Raw genomic sequence first — 20,315 nt, 5'->3', positions numbered from 1 at the left:
GCAAAGCGGAGCGACGAGCGGCGTGCCGCAGCCGACGCCGGAACAGGTGCCGGAAGGAGGCCGGGCAAGCAAAATCGATCCAATCGCTTCGATCGCATCGGCTGGGCCCACCCGGGATTCGCCCCGCCCTAGCGTTCTTCGATCAACTTCCGCTCGAATCCGACTTTTCCGGCAGTGTTTCGAGAATTTCGAGCAGAACATGGTCCGTGTCGAGGCTTTCGGCTTGCGCCTCGAAGTTCAAGATCACGCGGTGCCGCAGCGCCGGCAAATAGACCCGGCGAATATCTTCGAAGCTGACGTTGTATCGCCCGTCCAACAGGGCGCGCACCTTCGCCGCCAGGGCCACGGTTTGCGCCCCGCGCGGGCTCGAACCCCAGCGCAGATATTTATTGGTGATCTGCGGGGCGAACGGGCCTTGCGGATGCGTCGCTAGAATCAGCCGCACGATGTAATCCCGAACATGCTCGGCCAGAATCACTTCGCGAATCAACTGCTGCCACTGGATAATTTCGGCCCCGTCCATCACCTTCGTCGCTTCGATCCGCTCGCCCCGCGTGGTGCGATCGACGATCGTCGCCAATTCATCTCGGCCAGAATAGCCGACCAACAGCTTGAAGAAGAACCGATCCAATTGGGCCTCGGGCAGCGGATACGTGCCTTCTTGCTCGATCGGATTTTGCGTGGCCATGACGAAAAAAGGCCGCTCGAGAATGTATTGATGCCCGGCGATCGTGACCGAGCCTTCCTGCATGGTTTCGAGCATGGCCGATTGGGTTTTCGGCGTGGCGCGATTGACTTCATCGGCGAGGCAAATTTGCGTGAAGATCGGGCCACGTTGGAATTCGAAGAATCGCCGCCCCTCGGGATCCTCCATCACCATGTTGGTTCCCAAGATGTCGGCCGGCATCAGATCGGGCGTGAACTGAATGCGCGAGAAATCGAGATCGAGGGTTTTGGAGAGCGTGCGAACCAAAAGCGTCTTGCCGAGCCCCGGCACGCCTTCGAGCAAGCAATGCCCTCCGACGAACAAGCAGGTGAGCACACCATGCACGATGTCGTCGTGCCCGACGATGACGCGGCCAATCTGCTCGCGCACGGCATGATAGCGCTGGGCGAACAGTTCGGCCCGCTGCCGCATCGTTTCGGCAATGGTCATGAATCGGCTCGCTCTGTCGTCATTCCTCCGCCTCTCGGCGAAAGGATTCTTTTTGATTCACGCGGAGACGCGGAGTCGCGGAGGGGGAAATGGAATGGTTGTTGACAATACGCTTCACGCCTACTTTCAGCGTTGCACCGCCGAAATTGATCAACAAACCGACGCTGAGATTCATGAGGCGCAGATGGGTCAGAAGTTGCTTGCAATGCACGGGTGCAATTTGTTCAACGGACTTCAACTCGACGGCAACCAGCCCCTCCACAAGAATATCGATCCGAAACGCATCGACGAACACCATCCCCTCGAATTCGAACGATACTTTTCTCGGTCGCTCTACGCCCGATCCTCGCCGTTCCAAATCCTTGGCCAGCACAACTTCATACACCGTCTCCAACAGCCCGGGCCCGAGCGCCGAATGAATCTTGATCGTCGAATCAAGAATTTCTCGGTAATGTCGTCAATTTCCCGCATGCTGCCCCGTCCGCGTCTCCGCGACTCCGCGTGAGAATGTTATTTCTTCGGCGCGCGCTACGACTCTTTGAGCTTTTGCAATTCGGCTTCGGTCGCGGCGAGTTCTTTTTCGAGCCGCCGGGCTTCGTCCGGCTCGTCCATTTGCCTTTTGGCGCCGGCCAGTTGTTGGCGGAGTTTTTGCAGCTTCTGCTGCAACAGGTCGATGCGTTTCTTGGCTTTCTTGTCCATTGCTCTTGTCGCGAGTTTGCGAATTAGGCTGGATCGGCGGCGGTCGATCGATGTGGTTCAGTAGCGGTCCCATGTGGGGCCGATGCGGTTGCGGCGGCCGGCGCGGCCTTGATCGTCGCCGGAGGAGGACCAATGTGCAACATCCGCATTTGGCCCGATATGCCCACCAACACGATTCCGAGAGCCAGGTTCACGGCGACCCAAAACCGTGCGTTTTCGCGAAATCGGGCCAACGCCGGGCTGCGGCCGGTCAGCGCGCTGGCCAGAAAGAAGATCGCGAGCGCCAGCAAGAATTTCACGCCGAACAGCGCCTGATACAGATGGGCCGGGCCATTCTGCCATGCGGCATCCCAGGCTCGCGAAGCACGCATGAACGCGAGGTAATTGTAAGCCCCGCTCAACAGCAAAAACATGATCGCGATCCTCACGATCACCGACCATCGCAGGCGAATTCCTTCCTTCAACTGCCGGTGCGGCCCGTCGGGCAGCGCTTCGGCCGCGGGCAGCAGCGCCCAACAGATGAACATCGGCCCCCCCACCGCCGCCATCGCCGCCAGAATATGCATCCAGCGAAAGATCAGGCCGAGCGCGTCGAGAAAGGTGTAGTGCATGCGAGGGGCCAGGGGTCAGAGGACAGAGGCCAGCGGGACGCGGAGGATTCGTTCGATGGGGTGAGCGCGTTCAGGGCCGGATAACTTCCGGGCGTTCGTGTTCTGATGACTCTGGCCCCTGATCTCTGGCCCCTTTCCCGTCTCGTTTCCCCGCAGACTCTAACCCGGCGGGCGCGCGTCGTCAAGAAATCGCTTGACCAGTTCAACGGCGTCGGCGCGGTCTTTGATTTGCCCGTCGAGCTGCGCCTCGCGGACTTTTTGCAATAGCTCTGCATAAACATGCCCGCGAGGCACGCCGAGCTTAAGCAGATCGTCGCCGGTAAAGAGCGGCGGCGGATTCAATTGCGCGGCCGGCATCGCCAGCCGCTCGCGGCAAAAGGCCATTTCGGCGGCATCCATGAACCCGCAAGCGGCAAATGCATCTCCGAACGCCAACAGTTCGCCGGCACCCTCGTGAACCAATAGCGGCTGAAGCCGCGACCACGGCAAGCGCCGAGCCTCGACAAGGGCCGCGCGATGTTCCAACAACCAGCCCGCCCGTTCAAACTGCTTCTTGGCCAACCGCCATCGCCGTCCGACCTGCTCGGCAAGGGCGGCAGGGGCGGCAGGGGCGTGGGACGAGGGACGAGGGACGAGTGCGGAAGGGGCTAGGGGCGAGGGACGAGGGGCGAGGGGATCGCTCGCGCCGAGCAACAGCACCGCCAAAGCCAGTGGGAACGAAGCATCCGCGAGTGCATCGAGCAAGTTGACCATCTGCTCCCAGGCTGCCTCATTGTTTTCGTCCCTCGCCCCTCGCCCCTCGCCCCTCGCCCCTTGCTCTTCGTCCCTCGCCCCTGCTGTCGCCCCTGCTGTCGCCCCTGCTGTCGCCCCTACTGTCGCCCCTACTTCCGGCAAGATCACCGCGAGCAATCCAACCCCCCGCAGCATCCGCATCGCTCGGGCGCGATGTTTGTCCAAAAGCATTGTTTCCATTTCAGCCGCGATTCGCTCGGCGCTAACGACGACGATTTCCGCCGCCATTTCGCGGATCGCGGCTGCCGTGGCCGGGTCGAGCTCGAACTCGAATCGGGCCGCAAACCGCACGGCGCGGAGCATCCGCAGCTTGTCTTCGGCAAAGCGGGCCCGCGGATCGCCGATCGCGCGCACGACGCGCCGCTGCAAATCTTCCTGGCCGCCGACGAAGTCGATCACCTGCTCGGCGAGCGGATCGAAGAACATGCCGTTGATCGTGAAATCGCGCCGTTGGGCATCTTCTTTCGGCGAACTGTAAACGACGCGGCTGGGATGCCGGCCGTCGCGATAGTCGACATCGCTGCGAAACGTGGTCACTTCCACGTGTCCGGCCCCGGGCGGTCCAAGCACCACGATCACGCCGTAGGCGGCCCCGATCGCCAGCGTGCGCCGCGGGCCGAAGAGGCGGCGAATCTCCTCGGGCGTGGCATTGGTGGCGACATCGTAATCCCCCGGCAGCCGGCCAAGCATTCGATCGCGCACGCACCCGCCGGCCCAATAGGCGCTAAAGCGCTCGCCGCGAAGCCGCTGGACGACTTCGACGGCGAACCGCCGCTGCATTTCCGGATTAAGCTCGATCATCGCCATAGCTTAGCTTTTCTAGCGGAAAAAAGCGCTACGACGGGAAGACTCACGCGACGGGAAGACTCACGCGGAGCCGCGGAGACGCGGAGGGGGAAGGGGAAGGGGAAATAAAACGACAAGCGGAGAATTTATGGCAGAAAGGCGCACCACGCCGCCGAAGCCAAGTCCCTCGCTCGGTAATGAATCCCACTGAAAGCCCTCCCTCCGCGCCTCCGCGTGAGAAAATGCTTTCCCGTAATTCCGCCATTAAATCGACCGTCAAAAAATTTGACAGCGAGTTGGCAAACCGCTAGACTGCGGCCATTCATCTTTTCTATGGGCGTGCGCGCATTCGGGGGAATCCAGGGCTTTCCGACGGTGCGCGGCGCCGGATTCGTTGGCGGAAGGAAGCGGCGTCGTAGCCGCATCTGTCTCATCCATTTTTTCTTTGGAGGTGGAGTATGTCCACGCGTTCCCTAAAGCGAGGGTTTACCCTCGTGGAGCTGCTGGTGGTAATTGCCATCATCGGCATCCTCATCGCGCTATTGCTGCCGGCGGTTCAAGCTGCCCGCGAGGCCGCTTTCCGCAACCAGTGCCAGGCCAAGATCAAGCAGATCGGCTATGCACTGTTGAACCACGAAAGTGCGTACAAGCGGTTCCCGCTGGTGTTCAACGAACCGAACGGCGTCACGACCGCAACCGGCAACACGGAACCTCAAGCGTACCTCGCCAAACCGGCCGGCACCGGCAGCGCGACTTCGGCGGGCACGCTCACCGGCTGGAGCTGGATTGTGCGGATCCTACCCTATATCGAAGAAGCCAATCTTTATAAGGCAATCGACATCAATTCCTATCAGTTCAGCATGGGAAATACCTCGGGCACGATTACAGGCCCGTTCGATCCGAAGCTCGTCAACGGCTCGGCGACGTATCAGCATTGCTCGGCGGTGTATTTGAGCGCCATGATTTGCCCCTCTTGGGGCGGCGATGCCAACACGAATGGCACCAGCACTGTCGACAACACGAGCACAGGCGGAACGACGACGGGAACCGGGGCTCCGGAGTACACGACGATCACCGAGACAGGCACCGGGGCGCCGCCCGGATTCGTCGACATCCCTTGCCCCACTAATTACAAGGCCGTTGTGGGAACGCACCTCCAGACTGCCGGAACCGGTGTCACTTATCCGAAGGCTCCGCTTGAAAACGGCGCGATGCTGCTCTCCGCGGCCCAGGGCTCGACGATCTCTTCGATCAGCGACGGCACGTCGAAGACGTTCATGGTCTGCGAGACCAAGGAATGGGGATATTGCTCGTGGTACGACGGCACGATGAACTGGGTGGTGACGAATAATCCCAACCAGCCATCGCCGGGCACGAACAATCTTCCGCCGTGGATCAACGCCTCGGTGGCCATCAACCAAGGCTACAATCCGGCTTTGGCGAACACGGCTGCCGCGGGCACGAACATCCCGTTCCTCAAAGTCGGCAATGGCATCAACACCACCACGCAGAATGAAAACTGGGGTCCTTCCAGCGATCATTCCAACGGCGCGGTGATGCATGTTTACGCCGATGCGCACGTCGATGCGATCACCGACCAGTGCGATCCGGCCACGTACCTCTCGCTCACCACGCGGGCAGGTTCGGAATCCATCAACACGCAGTTGATCCGGTAGGCTGGGGCCTCGCTGGCGGCGTTAGCCGCGTCGCTTGCGACGCCGGTTAGCCCGCCGCATCGTCCTCCGTTAAAACCCGCTGCCTCGGGAGGGAGCGATCTCTCCCGAGGCGGCCCTTTTCTTGAATAGGGCTCGGCCGAAAAACTCCTCACCCTGCCCTCTCCCGCAAGAGCAGAGGGTGCTGTGGAGAAGCTATTTTTCGGCCGAGGCCAAGCGGCCGCGCTTGTTGGTGCGCTGCTCTTGAAACAGCTCCGCGCACGAGACACGCGCGCCGGACCACTCGCGGTCCGTGGCCAATCCGACTACGACCGCGCTGCGGTCGTCGTGCGGAATTCTGCGGTCCTCTGGCCGCATCGCTGTCTCATTTCATCCATATATTTTCTTGGAGGTGGCGTATGTCCATGCGTTCTCCAAAATCTGGCTTTACGCTTTTGGAATTGCTCGCCGTGATTACCATCCTGTGCATTCTCATTGGCCTGCTGTTGCCGCACCTGGTTGCCGACCGCGGCGCCTCCTTCCGCAATCAGTGTCAGGCCAAGATCAAGCAACTCGGCTTTGCATTGTTGAATCACGAAAGTGCGTATCGACGATTTCCGCTGATATTTAACGCTCCCGCGGGCACCAGGCCGAATTCCGACACGCCGCAGGCCCTCTTGGCCAAACCGGCGGGCAAGGGGACCACGGCCTCGCCGGGCAACATGACCGGCTGGAGCTGGATCGTGCGGATCCTGCCCTATATCGAAGAAGGCAACCTGTATAAGGCAATCGACCTCAATTCATGTCAGTTCGGCTCGGGCAAATGCTTGACGACGCTCCGCGGACCGTTCGATCCGGCGATCGTCAACGGCTCGGCCGGTTATCAGCATTGCTCGGCCGCGTATCTGAGCGCCGTGATTTGTCCGAATTGGGCCGGCAATGCAAACACGAACGGCACCACCAGCGTCGACAACACTGCTCGATCCGGCGCCGGCGCCCCGGAATACGCTGCGATTCCGCAGCAATCGCAATTGAGCATGCCGCCGGGATTCGTGAACGTTGCCTGTCCGACGAATTACAAGGCGATCGTGGGAACGCATCTACAAACCACCGGCGATTATCCGAAAACGCCCGTCGAAAACGGCGCGATGTTGCTGACCGCATCGCAGGGTGCGACGATCAGTTCGATCAGCGACGGCATGTCGAACACGTTGTTGCTCTGCGAAACCAAGGAGTGCGGCTATTGCTCCTGGTACGACGGCACGCTGAATTGGGTCGTGACGAACAATCCCAATGCTCCGCCGCCGGGCACCAATGATCTGCCGCCCTGGACCGGCGCCTCGACTGCCATCAACGCCGGCTTCGATCCGGCGCTGGCAAATGCGGTCATCGCAAACACGCCGATGGCCGGACACAATGTGCCCTATCTGCTGTCGACAAATATGTACACGCCGACGCAGGCGAATGAAGACTGGGGCCCGTCGAGCGATCATCCGAACGGCGCGGTGATGCACGTTTACGCTGATTGCCACGTCGACGCCATCACCGACCGGGTCGATCCGGCAACGTATCTCAACCTCACCACCCGGGCCGGAGCGGAATCGATCAACCGCAGCCTGATTCGGTAGGCCGTTGCGCCAGCGGAAACAGGGCCATCTCGTGGTCACGTTCTTCGACGCGGACACGCTCTTCCAAAGGAGTCGTCGATAATGGCGCGGGAATAAATTTTCTGCCGGGCCGGCTTGCGAGATCCTTTGCGATCGCACTGCCTCTTAGACCGAAACATGCCCATGCAAAACGATGGGCATGGCACGCGGCGGAGGTGGTTTCGTCGGTCGCTGATTCCCTCGCTAGCGCATTGGGCTTGTGTGCCGATCGGCGAGTTTGAAGCGAAAAGATCGGGTTGATTGAAAGCGAACGATGGGCGAACCGGAATTCGCACGGCCCCGTGCTCGCCGATCTCACCGGCGATGGGCTGCCGTGTTTTTTTCGACGGGGCAGATCTGTGGCCGCCGCTTCCATTCCGGCCCAGTTGCGTCGTAGCTTGTCGACGCAAAATCGTTGTTACGCCGGTTCGGCGTCGCGGCTGTCCTCGCGCTTGCGCAAGTACAACTTGATCGGCACTTCCGAAAACGGCAACTTCTGGCGGAACACGCCCAGCAAATAACGGCGATACGGCTGCGACAGCGCCTCGGGCTCGCTGCAAAACAGCACGATCGTCGGCGGCTCGGTGCCCACTTGCGTGGCGTAAAAGATCTTCGGCGTGCGATTTTGATAGAGCGGCGGCGGATTCGCCTCGAGCGCGCCTTGCACCACTCGGTTCAGTTCTCCGGTGCTAACGCGGTGAATCGCCTGCTTGAACAGATTCTGCGAATGGTTCAGCATCGCCTTGACATTCTTGCCGGTCTGGCCGGTGATAAACGCAATCGGCACATACCACATCGTGCGAAATGTGTCGCGCAGATAGCCGACCCAGCGCTCGGTCGGCATGCCGTCGGCCATCAGGTCCCATTTGTTGACCACGAAGATACACGGTTTGTATTGTGCCGCGACATAGTCGCTAAGCTGCTTATCGACTTTGCTGATCCGCTGCGTGGGATCGAAGAACAGCAGCACGACGTCGGCCCGCCGGATACTTCGCTGGGCGCGATGCGTGCTATAGAAATCGATATCGGTGGAAATGCTTTTGCGGCGGCGCAGCCCGGGGGTGTCGATTGCCAAAAACGATTTGCCGTCGAGTTCGAATCGCACGTCGACGCTGTCGCGCGTCGTGCCGGGCACCTCGCTCACGATCATGCGCTCGGCATGTGCCAGCGTGTTGACCAGCGTGCTTTTGCCGGTATTGCGGCGGCCGACGATCGCCACTTTCATCGTCGGCTCGGCTTGCCCTTCCGGCTGATCGCCGGCTTCCGGCTGCGGCAGCCGTTCGACGATCATATCGAGCAGCAGATCGCGATTGCGATTTTGCAGCGTGCTGGTGCAAACGAGCTTGCCGTGGCCGAGGCGGTAGAATTCATCGGCCTGCGGGTCGAGCCGGGGATCGTCGGCCTTGTTGGCGACGCACAGCATCGGCGCCGTCAGATAGCGCAGCCGCTTGCCCACTTCCTGATCGAGCGGCACGAGCCCGTCGCGCGTGTCGACGACGAACAGGATCACGGCGGCGGATTCGATGGCCGCGTTGATTTGGTCTTCCACCTGCTGGGTGAGATTATCCTCGTCTTCGATGCCCATCCCGCCGGTGTCGACCAGTTCGAAATACCGATCGCGGTGGCAGAGCAGATAGGTCATCCGATCGCGTGTGACGCCGGCCGTTCGATCGACGATTGCCAGCCGTTTGCCGACCAACCAATTGAACAAGCTCGACTTGCCGACGTTTGGCCGGCCGACAATCACGACTTGCGGAATTCCCATCGATCTTGCCCAGGCCTAGCGTCAACGCTGGTCGAATGATGTGCTGCATCGGTGAATCGAGTTCATCATAGTTGACTGGCGTTTCGGGCGACAGGTCGTAGGCGAGGCTTTCCAGCCTGACAACCAATCGAGCAAGCCCCGTTTTCGTTTAGATCGCTGCATACCGCTTGGCGGGATAGAGAGTCTTGGTGTTGGACTTCGCCGCGCGTGAAGCAAGTGTTTTTTCACCACCGAGTTTTGGTTGCGGCGGAGGGCTGCGCTACGGTAAAAACGGCCAGAAGAAAGCGCATCAGCGAGGTTGCGGCGAACTGCCAAATCACGATTTTTACCTGGCCCAGGCCTTCAGGCAGCGTGAACGCCTGGGGTGCATAAAGAGTTTTTTTATTTGCGGTTCTGCCGCGTTGTGGCTCTGTGATTAGCCGTTCGCGAGTCCGCCTGCAAAGTTGCCGGAGAACTGCTCAATTAATCGAACCCCATCTACATGAGACCCCCACACCAGCAACGCAGCCGGCATGTTGCGAATGTGCAACATGCCTTCCGAAAATTCTTGAATTCGCTCGGCTTTGTCCATCGATCAGGGCGACTGCGAAGTATGCTTGCGCTGGACGAGATTTCTTTGACGCGCAACTACTTCAATCGAGGTGTTTCAACATGACCGAACGCAAGACGCTGCCTGCGAATATTGCCTGGCTGAGCACATGCCTGCTTGTTGCGGCCGCCGGAGAATTGATTGGCGACTCGATGGATATCACTTGGTTCCTGCAGGGAACGTTTGGCCTCATATCCGCGGTCGGCCTGCAGATGGCCGCCCACCGCGCGGCCGCCTAAGCTGCGACAAAAGGACAGTTTTCGCCTTTCGGCGTCGCCATCCTCGCTAACGCTTCGGGCTAGTGTGCGCCGTTCAAGCGAACGCTCGCCCGACGCGAATACTAGCCCGAAGCGTTAGCGAGGGACGGCCTTCCGACGCGTTAGCGAGGGACGACCTTCCGACGCGTGAGCGAGGGACGGCCTCAAACGCGGCGGAATGCTTGCGATCGATTGTCCAAGCGTTCGCGCCGTCGCCCCGGCTATTCGATGTCGATCGCCCGATAGAGCGGCAGATAGCGGTAATACACTTCGAGCGTGCAAAGGGCGAGGCTGGTCATATAGATCCGGCCTCCTTCGCGTGTGTCGTAGTTGCCGCCGACGGCGCCGCCGCGCGGAGCCCAGCTTCCGGCGGCGTGGCCCGATTTTTCTTGCATCGACAGCAGCGCGTCGCGAACGGCCGCATTCCATTTCTCCCACGGCTCGCCGCCGACGTTGTGCATCACTTGCGTCGCGTAGTACCAGCAATAGATGTTCGGCCGAACCTTGTTCGGCAGATGCTCGCGCAACAGCCAGTCGATTCCCTCTTTCAAGCCTGGATGGTTCTGCGGCCAGCCAAGATATTCGCGGCAGAGCAATCCCTCGGCGGTCATTGCGGGCGAAGGGGATGAGCCGGGCTGATAGCCGAACAGTCCCCCATGCCGCCCGCCGCGCACCGCGCTGAGATAGTGCCCGGCGCGATTGAAGGCGTGCTGCGGGATATCGATGTAGGCCGTTTTGGCGCTTTCCAGGGCCATGAGTTGCCAGCCGATGACGCTGGTATCGCCTTCTTGGCCCGGTTCGTAGCGCCAGCCCCCCTCTGGGTTTTGCGCTCGGTCGATGAATTCGGCGGCACTGATTGCCGGGCCGCGCAGGCTGTCGTCGCCGGTCATCGCCAGGGCCTCGCACAGCACGATCGTCCCCAGTCCGTGGGCATACATTCGGCCCATGCCGGGGCCGCGCAGATCGCCGTCGGGCTTTTGCCGTGCCACCAGCCATTTCAGCCCACGGCCGACGGCATCTTGGTAAATCCCCAATTTGTGCGACTGGCCGGCTCCGAGAAACGGCAGCAACGCCAGCGCCGTGGCCGCGTTGTCGGAATCGCCCCCTTCGCCATCGCAGCGGCCGTTGCAATCGCCGGCGTGCGAAAAGTGATTGAGGCTCCAATGGCCATCTTTTTCTTGATGCGCTGCCAGCCATCGCAAGCCGGCCACGACCGCCGCTTCCGTCTGGAGGGACCCCCCTTCCTCGTCGAGCAATTCTTGCCGAATTCGCGGGTCGCGGCCTTCGAACATCCGCCCCTTGTCGGTCGAACGAATTGCTTCGATGACTTTCGGCAAATCTTTCAGGGTGGGGGCGACGGCATCGCGGGCCAGCGAAAGTTCTTCGCCCGGCTTCGGCGGACCCTTCGCGGCCGGCTGTGAGTCCGGAGGCGATGCGGCGGCGATCGCGGTCGACGAATTTTCATTGCCGTGATGCGACAAATACCATACGCCCAGCGCTACCGCAGCCAAGAGCACCGTTGCGGCGCCCACAAGCCAACGCCGCCAGTGAGGCCGCCTCACCGGCTCCGCCAAACCCCATGGCAAACGCGCCAACGATTCGGCCACCACGGGCGGGGCGAGCGGCGCGGCAACCGGCATCGTCGGGCCTTTCACCAGCTTCGCCACCGGCAGCTTCGGCTTTGCCGGCGAGATCGGCAGCGGCGGAAGAACCGACTTTTTCGCGGCCGGCGGCTCGGGAGGAGCTTGCGGCGCCGACGATGCCGCGGGAGCCGCAATCCGAGGCGCTGCGACTGGGGCCGCGGAAGGATTCGCCGCGGAAGGTCTCGCGGCCGGCTTCGCAGGATCAATCACCGGAGGCGGGGCAAGAGCCGCCGCCCTCGGTTTGCCGCGGCCCGATTTTGATTTGTCGATCAATTGTTGAGCAAGCCGCTGCTGCTCTTCGGTCAATTCGACATTGGCGCCACAACGCCAGCAGTCGGCCAACATCAGCCAAAGCCGGATCGAGATCGGAGCGCCGCAATCCGGACAGGCGCAGGTGAGCACATTGCCATCGAGCCACACCGTGGCTAACTGTCCGGCGGCGTCTTTGGGCCGAGCGGCGGCGAACGACAAATCCGCCGGCGAACGGCCGCCGCCGGGCGACGACGAGGGCGCCGAGCCCCCAGGCGGCTTCTGCGGTGATTTTGGGGCCGCGGGAATGAGTCGCAGGCCGGAATCTGAAGCGGCTTTCGCCATAGGTGGGCATCGCGTCGGACGTACGTTGGCAAGAACAGGGCGCTAACAAAACTTTCCGACGCCATATTCGACCCGCCGGTTTAGTTTGTTCCGCCGACACGTTAGTATACATAGTGCGGCGCGAGCCCTCCAAGAATCTCTCTTCTCGAATTCCGCTCCTCTCGCTTGTGAAAGGCCTGGATGGCGACCGATATTCAAAGCCGCGTGGCCGAGTTGGAAGCCAACATGAGCCAGGTCGTGCTTGGCAAGCCGGAAGCGGTGCGGCTATGCATCGTCACGCTGCTGGCCGGCGAGCATTTGTTGATCGAAGACGTGCCCGGCGTCGGCAAAACGCTCGTGGCCAAGGCGCTGGCCAAAAGCGTTTGCGGAGATTTCTGCCGCATCCAATTCACGCCCGATCTGCTCCCCAGCGACATCACCGGCAGCAGCTTGTTTCATGCGGCAAGCGGCGAGTTCGTCTACAGCCATGGGCCGATCTTCGCGAATATCGTGCTGGCTGATGAGATCAATCGCACCACGCCGCGCACCCAGTCGGCCCTCCTCGAAGCAATGAGCGATCGGCAAGTGTCGGTCGACGGCAAGAGCTATCCGCTGCCGTCGCCGTTCATGGTGATCGCCACGCAAAATCCGTTCGAATTCGAGGGAACCTATCCGCTGCCGGAAAGCCAGTTGGACCGTTTCTTGATGCGGATTTCGATCGGCTATCCGGCCCGCGACGACGAATTGCAAGTGCTCAGCAGCCATCGCGGCGGAGAGCCAGTCGACACGCTCGCCTCGGCCATCGAGAGCGATCAGGTTCGCATGCTGCAAGAATCGGTGCGCCAAGTTGCCGTCGATGAATCGATCCAAAACTATTTGCTTTCGATCGTGCATGCCACGCGGCGGTGCGACGAACTTCAAGTCGGCGCGAGCACCCGCGGGGCGCTGAGCCTGTATCGAGCGACGCAGGCTTTAGCGCTTGTCGAGGGGCGCGAGTTCGTCGTGCCCGACGACGTGAAGCGGCTCGCGGTGCCGGTGTTGGCCCATCGGCTGATCGCCAAAAGCTACGTCCAAGCCGGTCAGCGCGAGTCGCTCGAAGCATTGGTCGAACGGTTGGTTGAAAGCGTTCCAGCACCGGATTGAAGGATCATTCGTTTGCTATAATTCGGTTAGTCCGAGGATCCCGTCCTGGAAGCGCCCTTCCGCCGACGATGGCGCGTGAATTGAACCCAGTGTCGGAGCCCACCAGCGGAGGAGAAGAAGGTGCTCCGGCCGTTCGATATGATCTATCGGGCGCGGCGGCAAGCAGCAGAATTAACGCATACCGCCCTAACACGGGCGAGGTGCGGGATAGGAGTGTAGAGGCCTTGCTCGCTGGGGCCACATCGAAAGGAGTTACAACGCCGGACTACCTGAAGATAAACCCACGCGACCCTGACGATCCGCCGACGAAGGACGGGAGATCCGTGGGACGCGAGATACTTCGTGGCAAGAGATCTGCGGCCAAACGAGCCTATCTTCTGGGATAATCGCAACGAGCCTTGCGGAGCGTCTTTAGTCGTGAGGCCGGAGCGGTCATCGTCAATGTGGCGGATAAAGTAGTACAAAACGACGAACGCTTCCTGCACGTTGTTGCGCACGAGGTGTTCGAAATCGCCGAACTGAAGCGGTTGTTCGACGCATGCGGCGGGGCGATGTCCGCCGGCAAGGTTTGTGAGTTGATCGAACCCACGACGGAAGCCAAGAACATTCACTGGCAGTCGCGGGAGCGAGCGGACACCCTGATTGAGGCGCTGCGAAGAGAAAGCGATCCACCGCGGCGAGGATCATCATGAGCTCAGTCGATGTCGATGACGCGTTGAAAAAGGCCGATCATCTCGCCAACCTTTTCGAGCGCAAGATGATGCTAGCCGGCGTGTTCCGGCGTTCCGGAGCTCCTTTCCGTCCACGGATTTTTTGAGACCTGTCCTTATGTTCGGCAAACGGCGAACGCGGCTTACGCACGAGGGGGCCTATTTCCTCATCGTGCTGGCCTTCATTGTCGTTGCCGGGTCGATGCGGCAGATCAACTTGATGCTGATCATGGCCGGGATGATGGTCGGGGCGATTTATTTCAATTGGCATTTAGCCCGCTCGATGCTCCGGCGAATTCAAATCCGCCGGCGATTGCCCGACCAAATCGGCGCCGGCGACACGTTCACCGTCGAGGTCGAAGTGTCGAGCCCCCACGGCTGCACGGCACTTGTGATCACCGACGCGATCCGCCCCGTCGACGGCACGCGGGGCAAAGGGAATTCGCGATTGACGAGCCGTCCAGCACCGCAAATGCAGAGCAACGCCGCCGTCGCACAAGACGCGAAAGGCATCGTGGCGATTTCCAATGTGGCTCCCGGCCGAACAGCGCGGGCCGAATATCGAGTCGAGTTCGCGGAGCGCGGACAGTATGAGTTCGGTCCGTTTTGGGTCGAAACGAGGCATCCCTTTGGGCTGGTGGCTCGTTCGGTGCGCGTGCGTCGCATGGGCCGATTATTGGTGCTGCCGCGGCTTGGCCGACTGAGCGAAAGCTGGCGGCAATTGGCACACAGAGTCGATCACGGCAGCCAGCAGAGCGCCGGACGGCAACGCCCGACCGACGGGGAGTTTTACGGCTTGCGCGATTGGCAACCCGGCGATAGCCGCCGTTTGATCCATTGGCGCACGTCGGCCCGGCGCGGCGGTTTGATGGTGCGGCAATTCGAGCAGCCGCGGAGCGAAAATCTGACGCTTTTGCTCGAGCTTTGGCAGCCCGAGCAGCCGTCGGCCGAGGAACGCGAGCGCGTCGAATTGGCGATTCGCTTTGCCGCCACGGCGACGGTCGAAGCATGCCGTCGGGGCGGCAGCCAGTTGCAAATCGTCGTGGCGGGACAAGAGCGTTCGTCGCATCGCGGTGGGGCCTCCAAATCGCTGGCGCGCACCATTCTCGCCAGCCTGGCCGTGGCCGAAGCCGCTTCGCGAGACCAACTCGAGCAATTGATCGAAGCGGCGACCGATTCGCGGCCGACGGCCGGGCAGGTTGTCTTGGTGACGAGCCACCCGGCGCTGCCGGATCCGTCGGCCCTGCTCTTGGCGCAGGGCCGCACGTCGGCCCGCGTGGTTCGGCTCGTAGCTGGCAGCGAAGAGTTTCTTCAGTATTTTCAACCTTAGGTTCGATCCGCAAAATTACTTCTGCTTTTCATACCCCTCAACCTTCCCTCTCCCGCAAGGGGAGAGGGAGTTGCGGCGAAGTTATTTTTCGATCGATCCGTGATTGCTTGCAGTGCGAAAAACCATGAACTCAAACGGTGCGGTGAAAACAAATGGCGCGGCGACCGTTGCCGCCGGCGGTGTCGCTCGCGGGCGTCGCTTCGGTCGCCCTCATTCGCCGCGACCGGGCGCTGCCGTCCGGACCGCCCCGCAGCGGATGCCGATCGATCGGTTGCTGCAGATCACGTTTGCCACGCTCGTGGCGCTAGGGACGATGCTGCTCGGGATGGGGCAGCGCAGCCTGACCTTGCCGCTGGTGACGATTCTCGCCGCCGGCGTTTCGATCTATGTCACCGATTTGCGCGGCTGGATTCGGTTGAATCGGCCGGTGGCCAACTTGGCCGCGTTGTTGGCGGTCGTGTTTTCAGTGTCGAATTTTTTCCACGTCACCAGCGAAGATCAATTGCTGGCGGTCGCCAACCTGCTGGTGTACCTGCAGGTGGTGTTGATGTTTCAAAGGAAAACCGGCCGTATGTACTGGCAATTGCTGGTGCTGAATGTCTTGCAGGTGGTGGTGGGAGCAGCGCTCGATTTGGATATGCTGTTCGGCTTGCTTTTGGTGGTGTATTTGTTCGTGACCCTGGCGGCGATGAACCTATTGTTCATCCAGCGCGAAGCGGAGCGTTGGCAAAGGATGACAGGGGCGAGGGCCGGGGGGCGAGGGGCGAGTAAAGACCGGGGACCGTCCCCTTTTGCGCGGGGACTGTCCCCTTTTGCGGAGTCCGCGGAGCAAAAGGGGACTGTCCCCTTGGCCCCCCCGTACAGCCCCCCCTTCGATAGCCCCTCCCTCGACAGCCCCCCCTACGATAGCCCCTCCTACGTCAGCGCCCCAGGACCCAAACGCCAAAGGCCGCGAACCAAAAACGGGATTGCGCGTTCGTCTGCTGCGCTCACCCCGTGTCCCGCGCCCCGCGCCCCTAATCCCGCCGCGATTCGGATTTCAACGAGTTTTCCGACCGACCCGGCGGCGGAACTGCTGGGACCGGGAATTTTTCGCCGCACGCTCGCCACCGGCATGGGAACGCTCGTCGTTGCGGCCGTCTGCTTCTTTTCAATGCCGCGATTCGGACGATCGATTTGGGCCGGCGGCGGCAGCGGGCATGCTTCCACAGGCTATTCGCCCACCGTGAAACTCGGCGATCTCGGGCCGCTACTGCAGAACAAGGAACTCGTGATGCGGGTCCGATATCAAGATGAAGCTACCAAGCAAGACATCATTCCCAAGAATCCGCCGCTGATGCGCGGCTCGCTGGTGATCAAATATTCCCGTGGCGAATGGAAAAATGAATTCACAGACGGGGGCCAGTCAACATTGGTGCCCCTGATGGCGCCGCCCGGATTGCAGCGACTGCCCTTAGTGCGACAGAGAATCACGCTCGAACCGCAACGCGAGCCCGTTCTGTTTGCCGTTTATCCCGCCTTCGACGCGAATTCCGAACACGTGATGTTCGATCCCAACGGGCAACAATTGGTTCGGCCTGCCGAATTGCAGGGCGATACGTTCAAGTACGAACTGTTCACGATCGGGCTGACGACTGCCGGCCAGAGCCGCATCATCCCGCAGACGACGTCGATGACCTCGTCGGAATTGGACAGCATGTTGAACATGCCCGATGGCGTCGCGGAGTCGTCGCCTGTAGTGCCCGGCGGCGCTTACGACAAGGTCGAACCTATTGATCGGCTCAGCGGTTTGCGGGCATTGGCTTCCAAAACGATTCGCGATGCTCATCTCGCCGACGGCGACCGCTTCGGCAAGGCAAAAGCGCTCGAGCGGATGCTGAGTTCGCCCCCCTTCGAGTATTCGCTCGATCGGCCTCCGCCCGCGCCCGGTGTCGATCCGATCGAAGACTTCGTCACACGGAATCATTCCGGGCACTGTGAATATTTTGCCAGTGCGCTGGCGCTCATGCTGCGCAGTCAAGGGATTCCGGCCCGGATGGTGATCGGCTACCGCGGCGGCGAATGGGATCCGGACCGATCGTTGTTCGACGTGCGGCAATTGCACGCGCATGCTTGGGTCGAAGCGTACTTGGAACCGGGACAAATCCCCACGGGCGAGCGGCCTCGCGGCATTTCGGTGCGAAACGGGGCATGGCTCGTGCTCGATTCGACGCCCGCCAGCAGTGCCGCGGCCAGTTTGGCCGGCGATTCGTGGCTCTCATCGTTCGAAGATTTGAACGATTACTTATCCCAGCTTTGGAACTCCTACGTCGTTGGGCTCAACACGGATCGGCAAGATCGACTCGTCTATCAACCCCTGGTGCAGGCCGGTGATGCGATCAAGAAGGCGTGGCGAGCGGTCGAGGCGTCGGCCGCCGATTTGGCCGACCGCCTGAAACATTATTGGATTCGCAGCCCGGCGGGAGCCGGCGAAGGATTTTTCATAGGGCCGATTTGCCTGCTGCTCGCGATTTTCGCGGGGGCCGCGCTTGGTGGGTACCGGCTCGTTCGCAGGCTTGCGGGAGGCAAATCCAAGCAGAGCAGAAACGCCGCAGTGAACGGCGTCGGGCCGGAGATCGCCTTCTATCGCCGCTTCGAAGCGATCTTGGCCCGCCGCGGGCTGGTTCGCCGTTCCGGACAAACGCAGCTCGAGCTGGCCCAAGCCGCGGCCGCCGCGTTGCCAAACGCTTCTAATGGCCCATCCGCCGGGCTTCTGGCCCGCCGCGTTGTCGATGCTTATTACCGCGTGCGATTCGGCCGCAGGGCACTGGACAGCCGCCAAGCCGCAGCGGTAGAACAGTTGCTCGATCAACTGCAAACGACCGTCGCGCGGCAAAAATCCGGACCGCGACGACTGCGACGATAGCCGTTTTCGCAGCAATCTCCGGTTTATTCATCCCCAACTTGCTCGTTCATGAAAATCGGCATTGTCGGATATCAAGGTTCGGGCAAGAGTTCGCTGTTCGAATGGCTGACGGGCGTGAAGCCCGATCCCGCGACCGCGCACCTGGGCCAAAGCGCGATGGCTTTCGTGCCCGACCCGCGCATCGACCAGCTTTGCGAGATCTATCATCCGAAAAAGATCACTCGCGCTTCGCTCGAATTGGTCGACACACCCGGCCTGAGCCGCACGCATGAGGGCAATGCCGCGCGGCTGGGGATGATCCGCGAGGCGGGCGGGCTGGTGCTGGTGGTCGGAGCGTTTGGCGGCGGCGATCCGCTCGTGGAGCTGGCGAGCTTCGATGAGGATTTTCTCCTGGCCGATCTGGAAATCGTCACCGGGCGGATGGAGCGCATACAAGCGTCGTTCAAGAAAACGCTGCGCAAGGAAGAACGCGAAAATCTGGAAGCTGAATTGGCCGCGCTCGCGCCGTTGGCCGCCAAGCTCGAAGCGAGCCAACATCTGCACGCCGCCGAAATGACCGAGGAGCAGCTCAAGGCCACGAGCAGTTTTCGCCTGCTGACGCAGAAGCCGAAGCTCGTGGTCGTGAATCTGGCCGACGACGATTCGCCCGAGCGGTTTGTCGCAAAAGCGCCGCCCGGGGTGCCGCTCGTTGCCGTGCCAGTGTCGCTCGAAGTCGAACTGGCGCGGATGACGCCGGAAGATCGGACCGATTTCCAAAAGGAAATGGGCGTCGGTTCCAGCGATCGCGACAGCCTGTTGCGGCAAATCATGGATTGCACCGGTCAGATGATCTATTTCACCGCCGGCGACAAAGAAGTGCGCACGTGGCTATTGCGAAAAGGCGGCACGGCGCTCGAGGCCGCCGACAATATCCACACCGACCTTGCTCGCGGGTTCATTCGCGCGGAAGTGATGCAGTGTGCCGATCTGGTGCGGCTTGGCAGCGAGCGCGAAATCAAAGCCCACAATCTGCTCCGCCAAGAGCCGAAAGACTACGTCGTCAAAGACGGCGACATTCTTCACATTCGCTTCAGCGTGTAGCTCAGGCTCGGCCGAAAAATAACTTCCGCTTTTCGGACCCCTCTCCCGCAAGGGGAGAGGATTAGGCATGAGCGGGCGTTCGCCGGTGGCACACCGGTTCCCCTCTCCCCTTCGCGGGAGAGGGGCCAGGGGTGAGGGGGCGTTCGCCGGTGTGCCACTGGCCAGCGTAGTCGGCCAGTGGAGCGCCGCTTGAGCTCGCACACAAATGGAACGTCCAGCGGCGTGCGTCCCTCGCTAACGCTTCGGGCTACAATGCGTTCGCCGGTGGCACACCAGTTTCCCCTCTCCCCTTCGCGGGAGAGGGGCCAGGGGTGAGGGGGCGTTCGCCAGTGTGCCACTGGCCAGCGCAGTCGGCCAGTGCGAGCGCCGCTTGAGCTCGCACATAAATGGAACGTCCAGCGGCGTGCGTCCTCGCTAACGCTTCGGGCTACAATGCGTTCGCCGGTGGCACACCAGTTCCCCTCTCCCCCTTCACGGGAGAGGGGCCAGGGGTGAGGGGGCGTTCGCCGGTGTGCCACTGGCCAGCGCAGTCGGCCAGTGGAGCGCCGCTTGAGTTGGCACACAAATGGAACGTTCGGCGGCGTGCGTCCCTCGCTAACGCTTCGGGCTACAATGCAATCGCCGGTGGCACCGACAGCGCTGCGGGCGACGATGAATTTCGAATGAAGGCGCCAACGTAGCAGGCACACTCCGTGTGCCGTCTGCGCTCCGCGGCGGGTTGGGCACAGAGCGGGGCAGACGGCACACGGAGTGTGCCTGCTACGTTGGATCGCTTTGATTTCCGCGGCAATATTTTCCGGCAATGCGACGGCACCGATCGCGCTGCGGGCGACGATGAATTTCGAATGAAGGCGCCAACGTAGCAGGCACACTCCGTGTGCCGTCTGCGCTTCGCAGCGGGTTGCGCACAGAGCGGGGCAGACGGCACACGGAGTGTGCCTGCTACGTTGGGTGCGGCCTTACGGCCGCGATTGTGAT

The 20,315-nt window shown here is 61.5% G+C and carries 17 protein-coding genes; 9 read left to right on the top strand and 8 right to left on the bottom strand.

The annotated features are described in order from the left end of the window. Positions 1–142: 142 nt before the first annotated feature. From VHX65_13130 to VHX65_13110, 5 genes are all read right to left on the bottom strand, one after another. Complete coding sequence (locus VHX65_13130) at positions 143–1,156, bottom strand: MoxR family ATPase (GenBank protein ID HEX3999488.1); 1,014 nt, start codon at positions 1,154–1,156, stop codon at positions 143–145. Between the two features lie 19 nt (positions 1,157–1,175). Beyond that, the gene (locus VHX65_13125; GenBank protein HEX3999487.1) at positions 1,176–1,598 is read right to left on the bottom strand and encodes a GxxExxY protein; all 423 of its coding nucleotides are present in this window, start codon (positions 1,596–1,598) and stop codon (positions 1,176–1,178) included. Between the two features lie 86 nt (positions 1,599–1,684). Continuing rightward, positions 1,685–1,855, bottom strand: coding sequence for a hypothetical protein (locus VHX65_13120; GenBank protein ID HEX3999486.1), 171 nt, complete (start codon positions 1,853–1,855; stop codon positions 1,685–1,687). A gap of 23 nt (positions 1,856–1,878) precedes the next feature. Then, the gene (locus VHX65_13115; protein HEX3999485.1) at positions 1,879–2,466 is read right to left on the bottom strand and encodes a hypothetical protein; all 588 of its coding nucleotides are present in this window, start codon (positions 2,464–2,466) and stop codon (positions 1,879–1,881) included. A 159-nt stretch (positions 2,467–2,625) separates the two neighbouring features. Next, positions 2,626–4,059, bottom strand: a complete 1,434-nt coding sequence (locus VHX65_13110; protein ID HEX3999484.1) for a CCA tRNA nucleotidyltransferase — start codon at positions 4,057–4,059, stop codon at positions 2,626–2,628. Between the two features lie 443 nt (positions 4,060–4,502). Here VHX65_13110 and VHX65_13105 point away from each other — a divergent pair, with 443 nt between their 5' ends. Together VHX65_13105 and VHX65_13100 are read left to right on the top strand one after the other, a co-directional pair. Then, positions 4,503–5,720, top strand: coding sequence for a DUF1559 domain-containing protein (locus VHX65_13105; protein ID HEX3999483.1), 1,218 nt, complete (start codon positions 4,503–4,505; stop codon positions 5,718–5,720). Between the two features lie 395 nt (positions 5,721–6,115). Then, positions 6,116–7,324: a DUF1559 domain-containing protein gene (locus VHX65_13100; GenBank protein ID HEX3999482.1), complete on the top strand. Its 1,209-nt coding sequence runs from the start codon at positions 6,116–6,118 to the stop codon at positions 7,322–7,324. A gap of 436 nt (positions 7,325–7,760) precedes the next feature. On the opposite strand, the gene der is transcribed toward VHX65_13100, so the two are convergent. Beyond that, the gene (gene der / locus VHX65_13095; protein ID HEX3999481.1) at positions 7,761–9,107 is read right to left on the bottom strand and encodes a ribosome biogenesis GTPase Der; all 1,347 of its coding nucleotides are present in this window, start codon (positions 9,105–9,107) and stop codon (positions 7,761–7,763) included. Between the two features lie 188 nt (positions 9,108–9,295). On the opposite strand from der, the gene VHX65_13090 reads away from it, so the two are divergent. Beyond that, positions 9,296–9,526: a hypothetical protein gene (locus VHX65_13090; protein HEX3999480.1), complete on the top strand. Its 231-nt coding sequence runs from the start codon at positions 9,296–9,298 to the stop codon at positions 9,524–9,526. Here the strand turns inward: VHX65_13090 and VHX65_13085 are convergent. After that, positions 9,523–9,678, bottom strand: a complete 156-nt coding sequence (locus tag VHX65_13085) for a hypothetical protein (GenBank protein HEX3999479.1) — start codon at positions 9,676–9,678, stop codon at positions 9,523–9,525. The two genes, VHX65_13090 and VHX65_13085, sit on opposite strands and share 4 nt — an antisense overlap. Positions 9,679–9,758: 80 nt before the next feature. On the opposite strand from VHX65_13085, the gene VHX65_13080 reads away from it, so the two are divergent. Further along, positions 9,759–9,935 carry a hypothetical protein gene (locus tag VHX65_13080; protein ID HEX3999478.1) on the top strand — a complete coding sequence of 59 codons (177 nt, stop codon included), beginning with the start codon at positions 9,759–9,761 and terminating at the stop codon, positions 9,933–9,935. A gap of 239 nt (positions 9,936–10,174) precedes the next feature. Here the strand turns inward: VHX65_13080 and VHX65_13075 are convergent, their stop codons facing one another. Next, complete coding sequence (locus VHX65_13075; GenBank protein ID HEX3999477.1) at positions 10,175–12,190, bottom strand: prenyltransferase/squalene oxidase repeat-containing protein; 2,016 nt, start codon at positions 12,188–12,190, stop codon at positions 10,175–10,177. A gap of 180 nt (positions 12,191–12,370) precedes the next feature. Between VHX65_13075 and VHX65_13070 the strand changes: the two genes are divergently transcribed. The 5 genes from VHX65_13070 to VHX65_13050 all read left to right on the top strand — a co-directional run bounded on the left by VHX65_13070 (position 12,371) and on the right by VHX65_13050 (position 19,337). Then, positions 12,371–13,312, top strand: a complete 942-nt coding sequence (locus tag VHX65_13070) for a MoxR family ATPase (GenBank protein HEX3999476.1) — start codon at positions 12,371–12,373, stop codon at positions 13,310–13,312. 398 nt (positions 13,313–13,710) lie between these two features. Continuing rightward, entirely contained in the window at positions 13,711–14,004 is a 294-nt protein-coding gene (locus tag VHX65_13065) for a hypothetical protein (GenBank protein HEX3999475.1), read from the top strand. 136 nt (positions 14,005–14,140) lie between these two features. Continuing rightward, a complete protein-coding gene (locus VHX65_13060) occupies positions 14,141–15,352 on the top strand; it encodes a DUF58 domain-containing protein (protein ID HEX3999474.1) in 1,212 nt (403 codons plus the stop codon). Positions 15,353–15,476: 124 nt separating this feature from the next. Next, the gene (locus VHX65_13055) at positions 15,477–18,257 is read left to right on the top strand and encodes a DUF3488 and transglutaminase-like domain-containing protein (protein ID HEX3999473.1); all 2,781 of its coding nucleotides are present in this window, start codon (positions 15,477–15,479) and stop codon (positions 18,255–18,257) included. 48 nt (positions 18,258–18,305) lie between these two features. Then, positions 18,306–19,337, top strand: a complete 1,032-nt coding sequence (locus VHX65_13050) for a DUF933 domain-containing protein (protein ID HEX3999472.1) — start codon at positions 18,306–18,308, stop codon at positions 19,335–19,337. The last annotated feature ends 978 nt before the right edge of the window (positions 19,338–20,315 follow it).

The organism is Pirellulales bacterium (assembly GCA_036267355.1).
GTDB lineage: Bacteria > Planctomycetota > Planctomycetia > Pirellulales > DATAWG01 > DATAWG01.
This window is presented reverse-complemented; position numbering and strand designations above follow the sequence as displayed.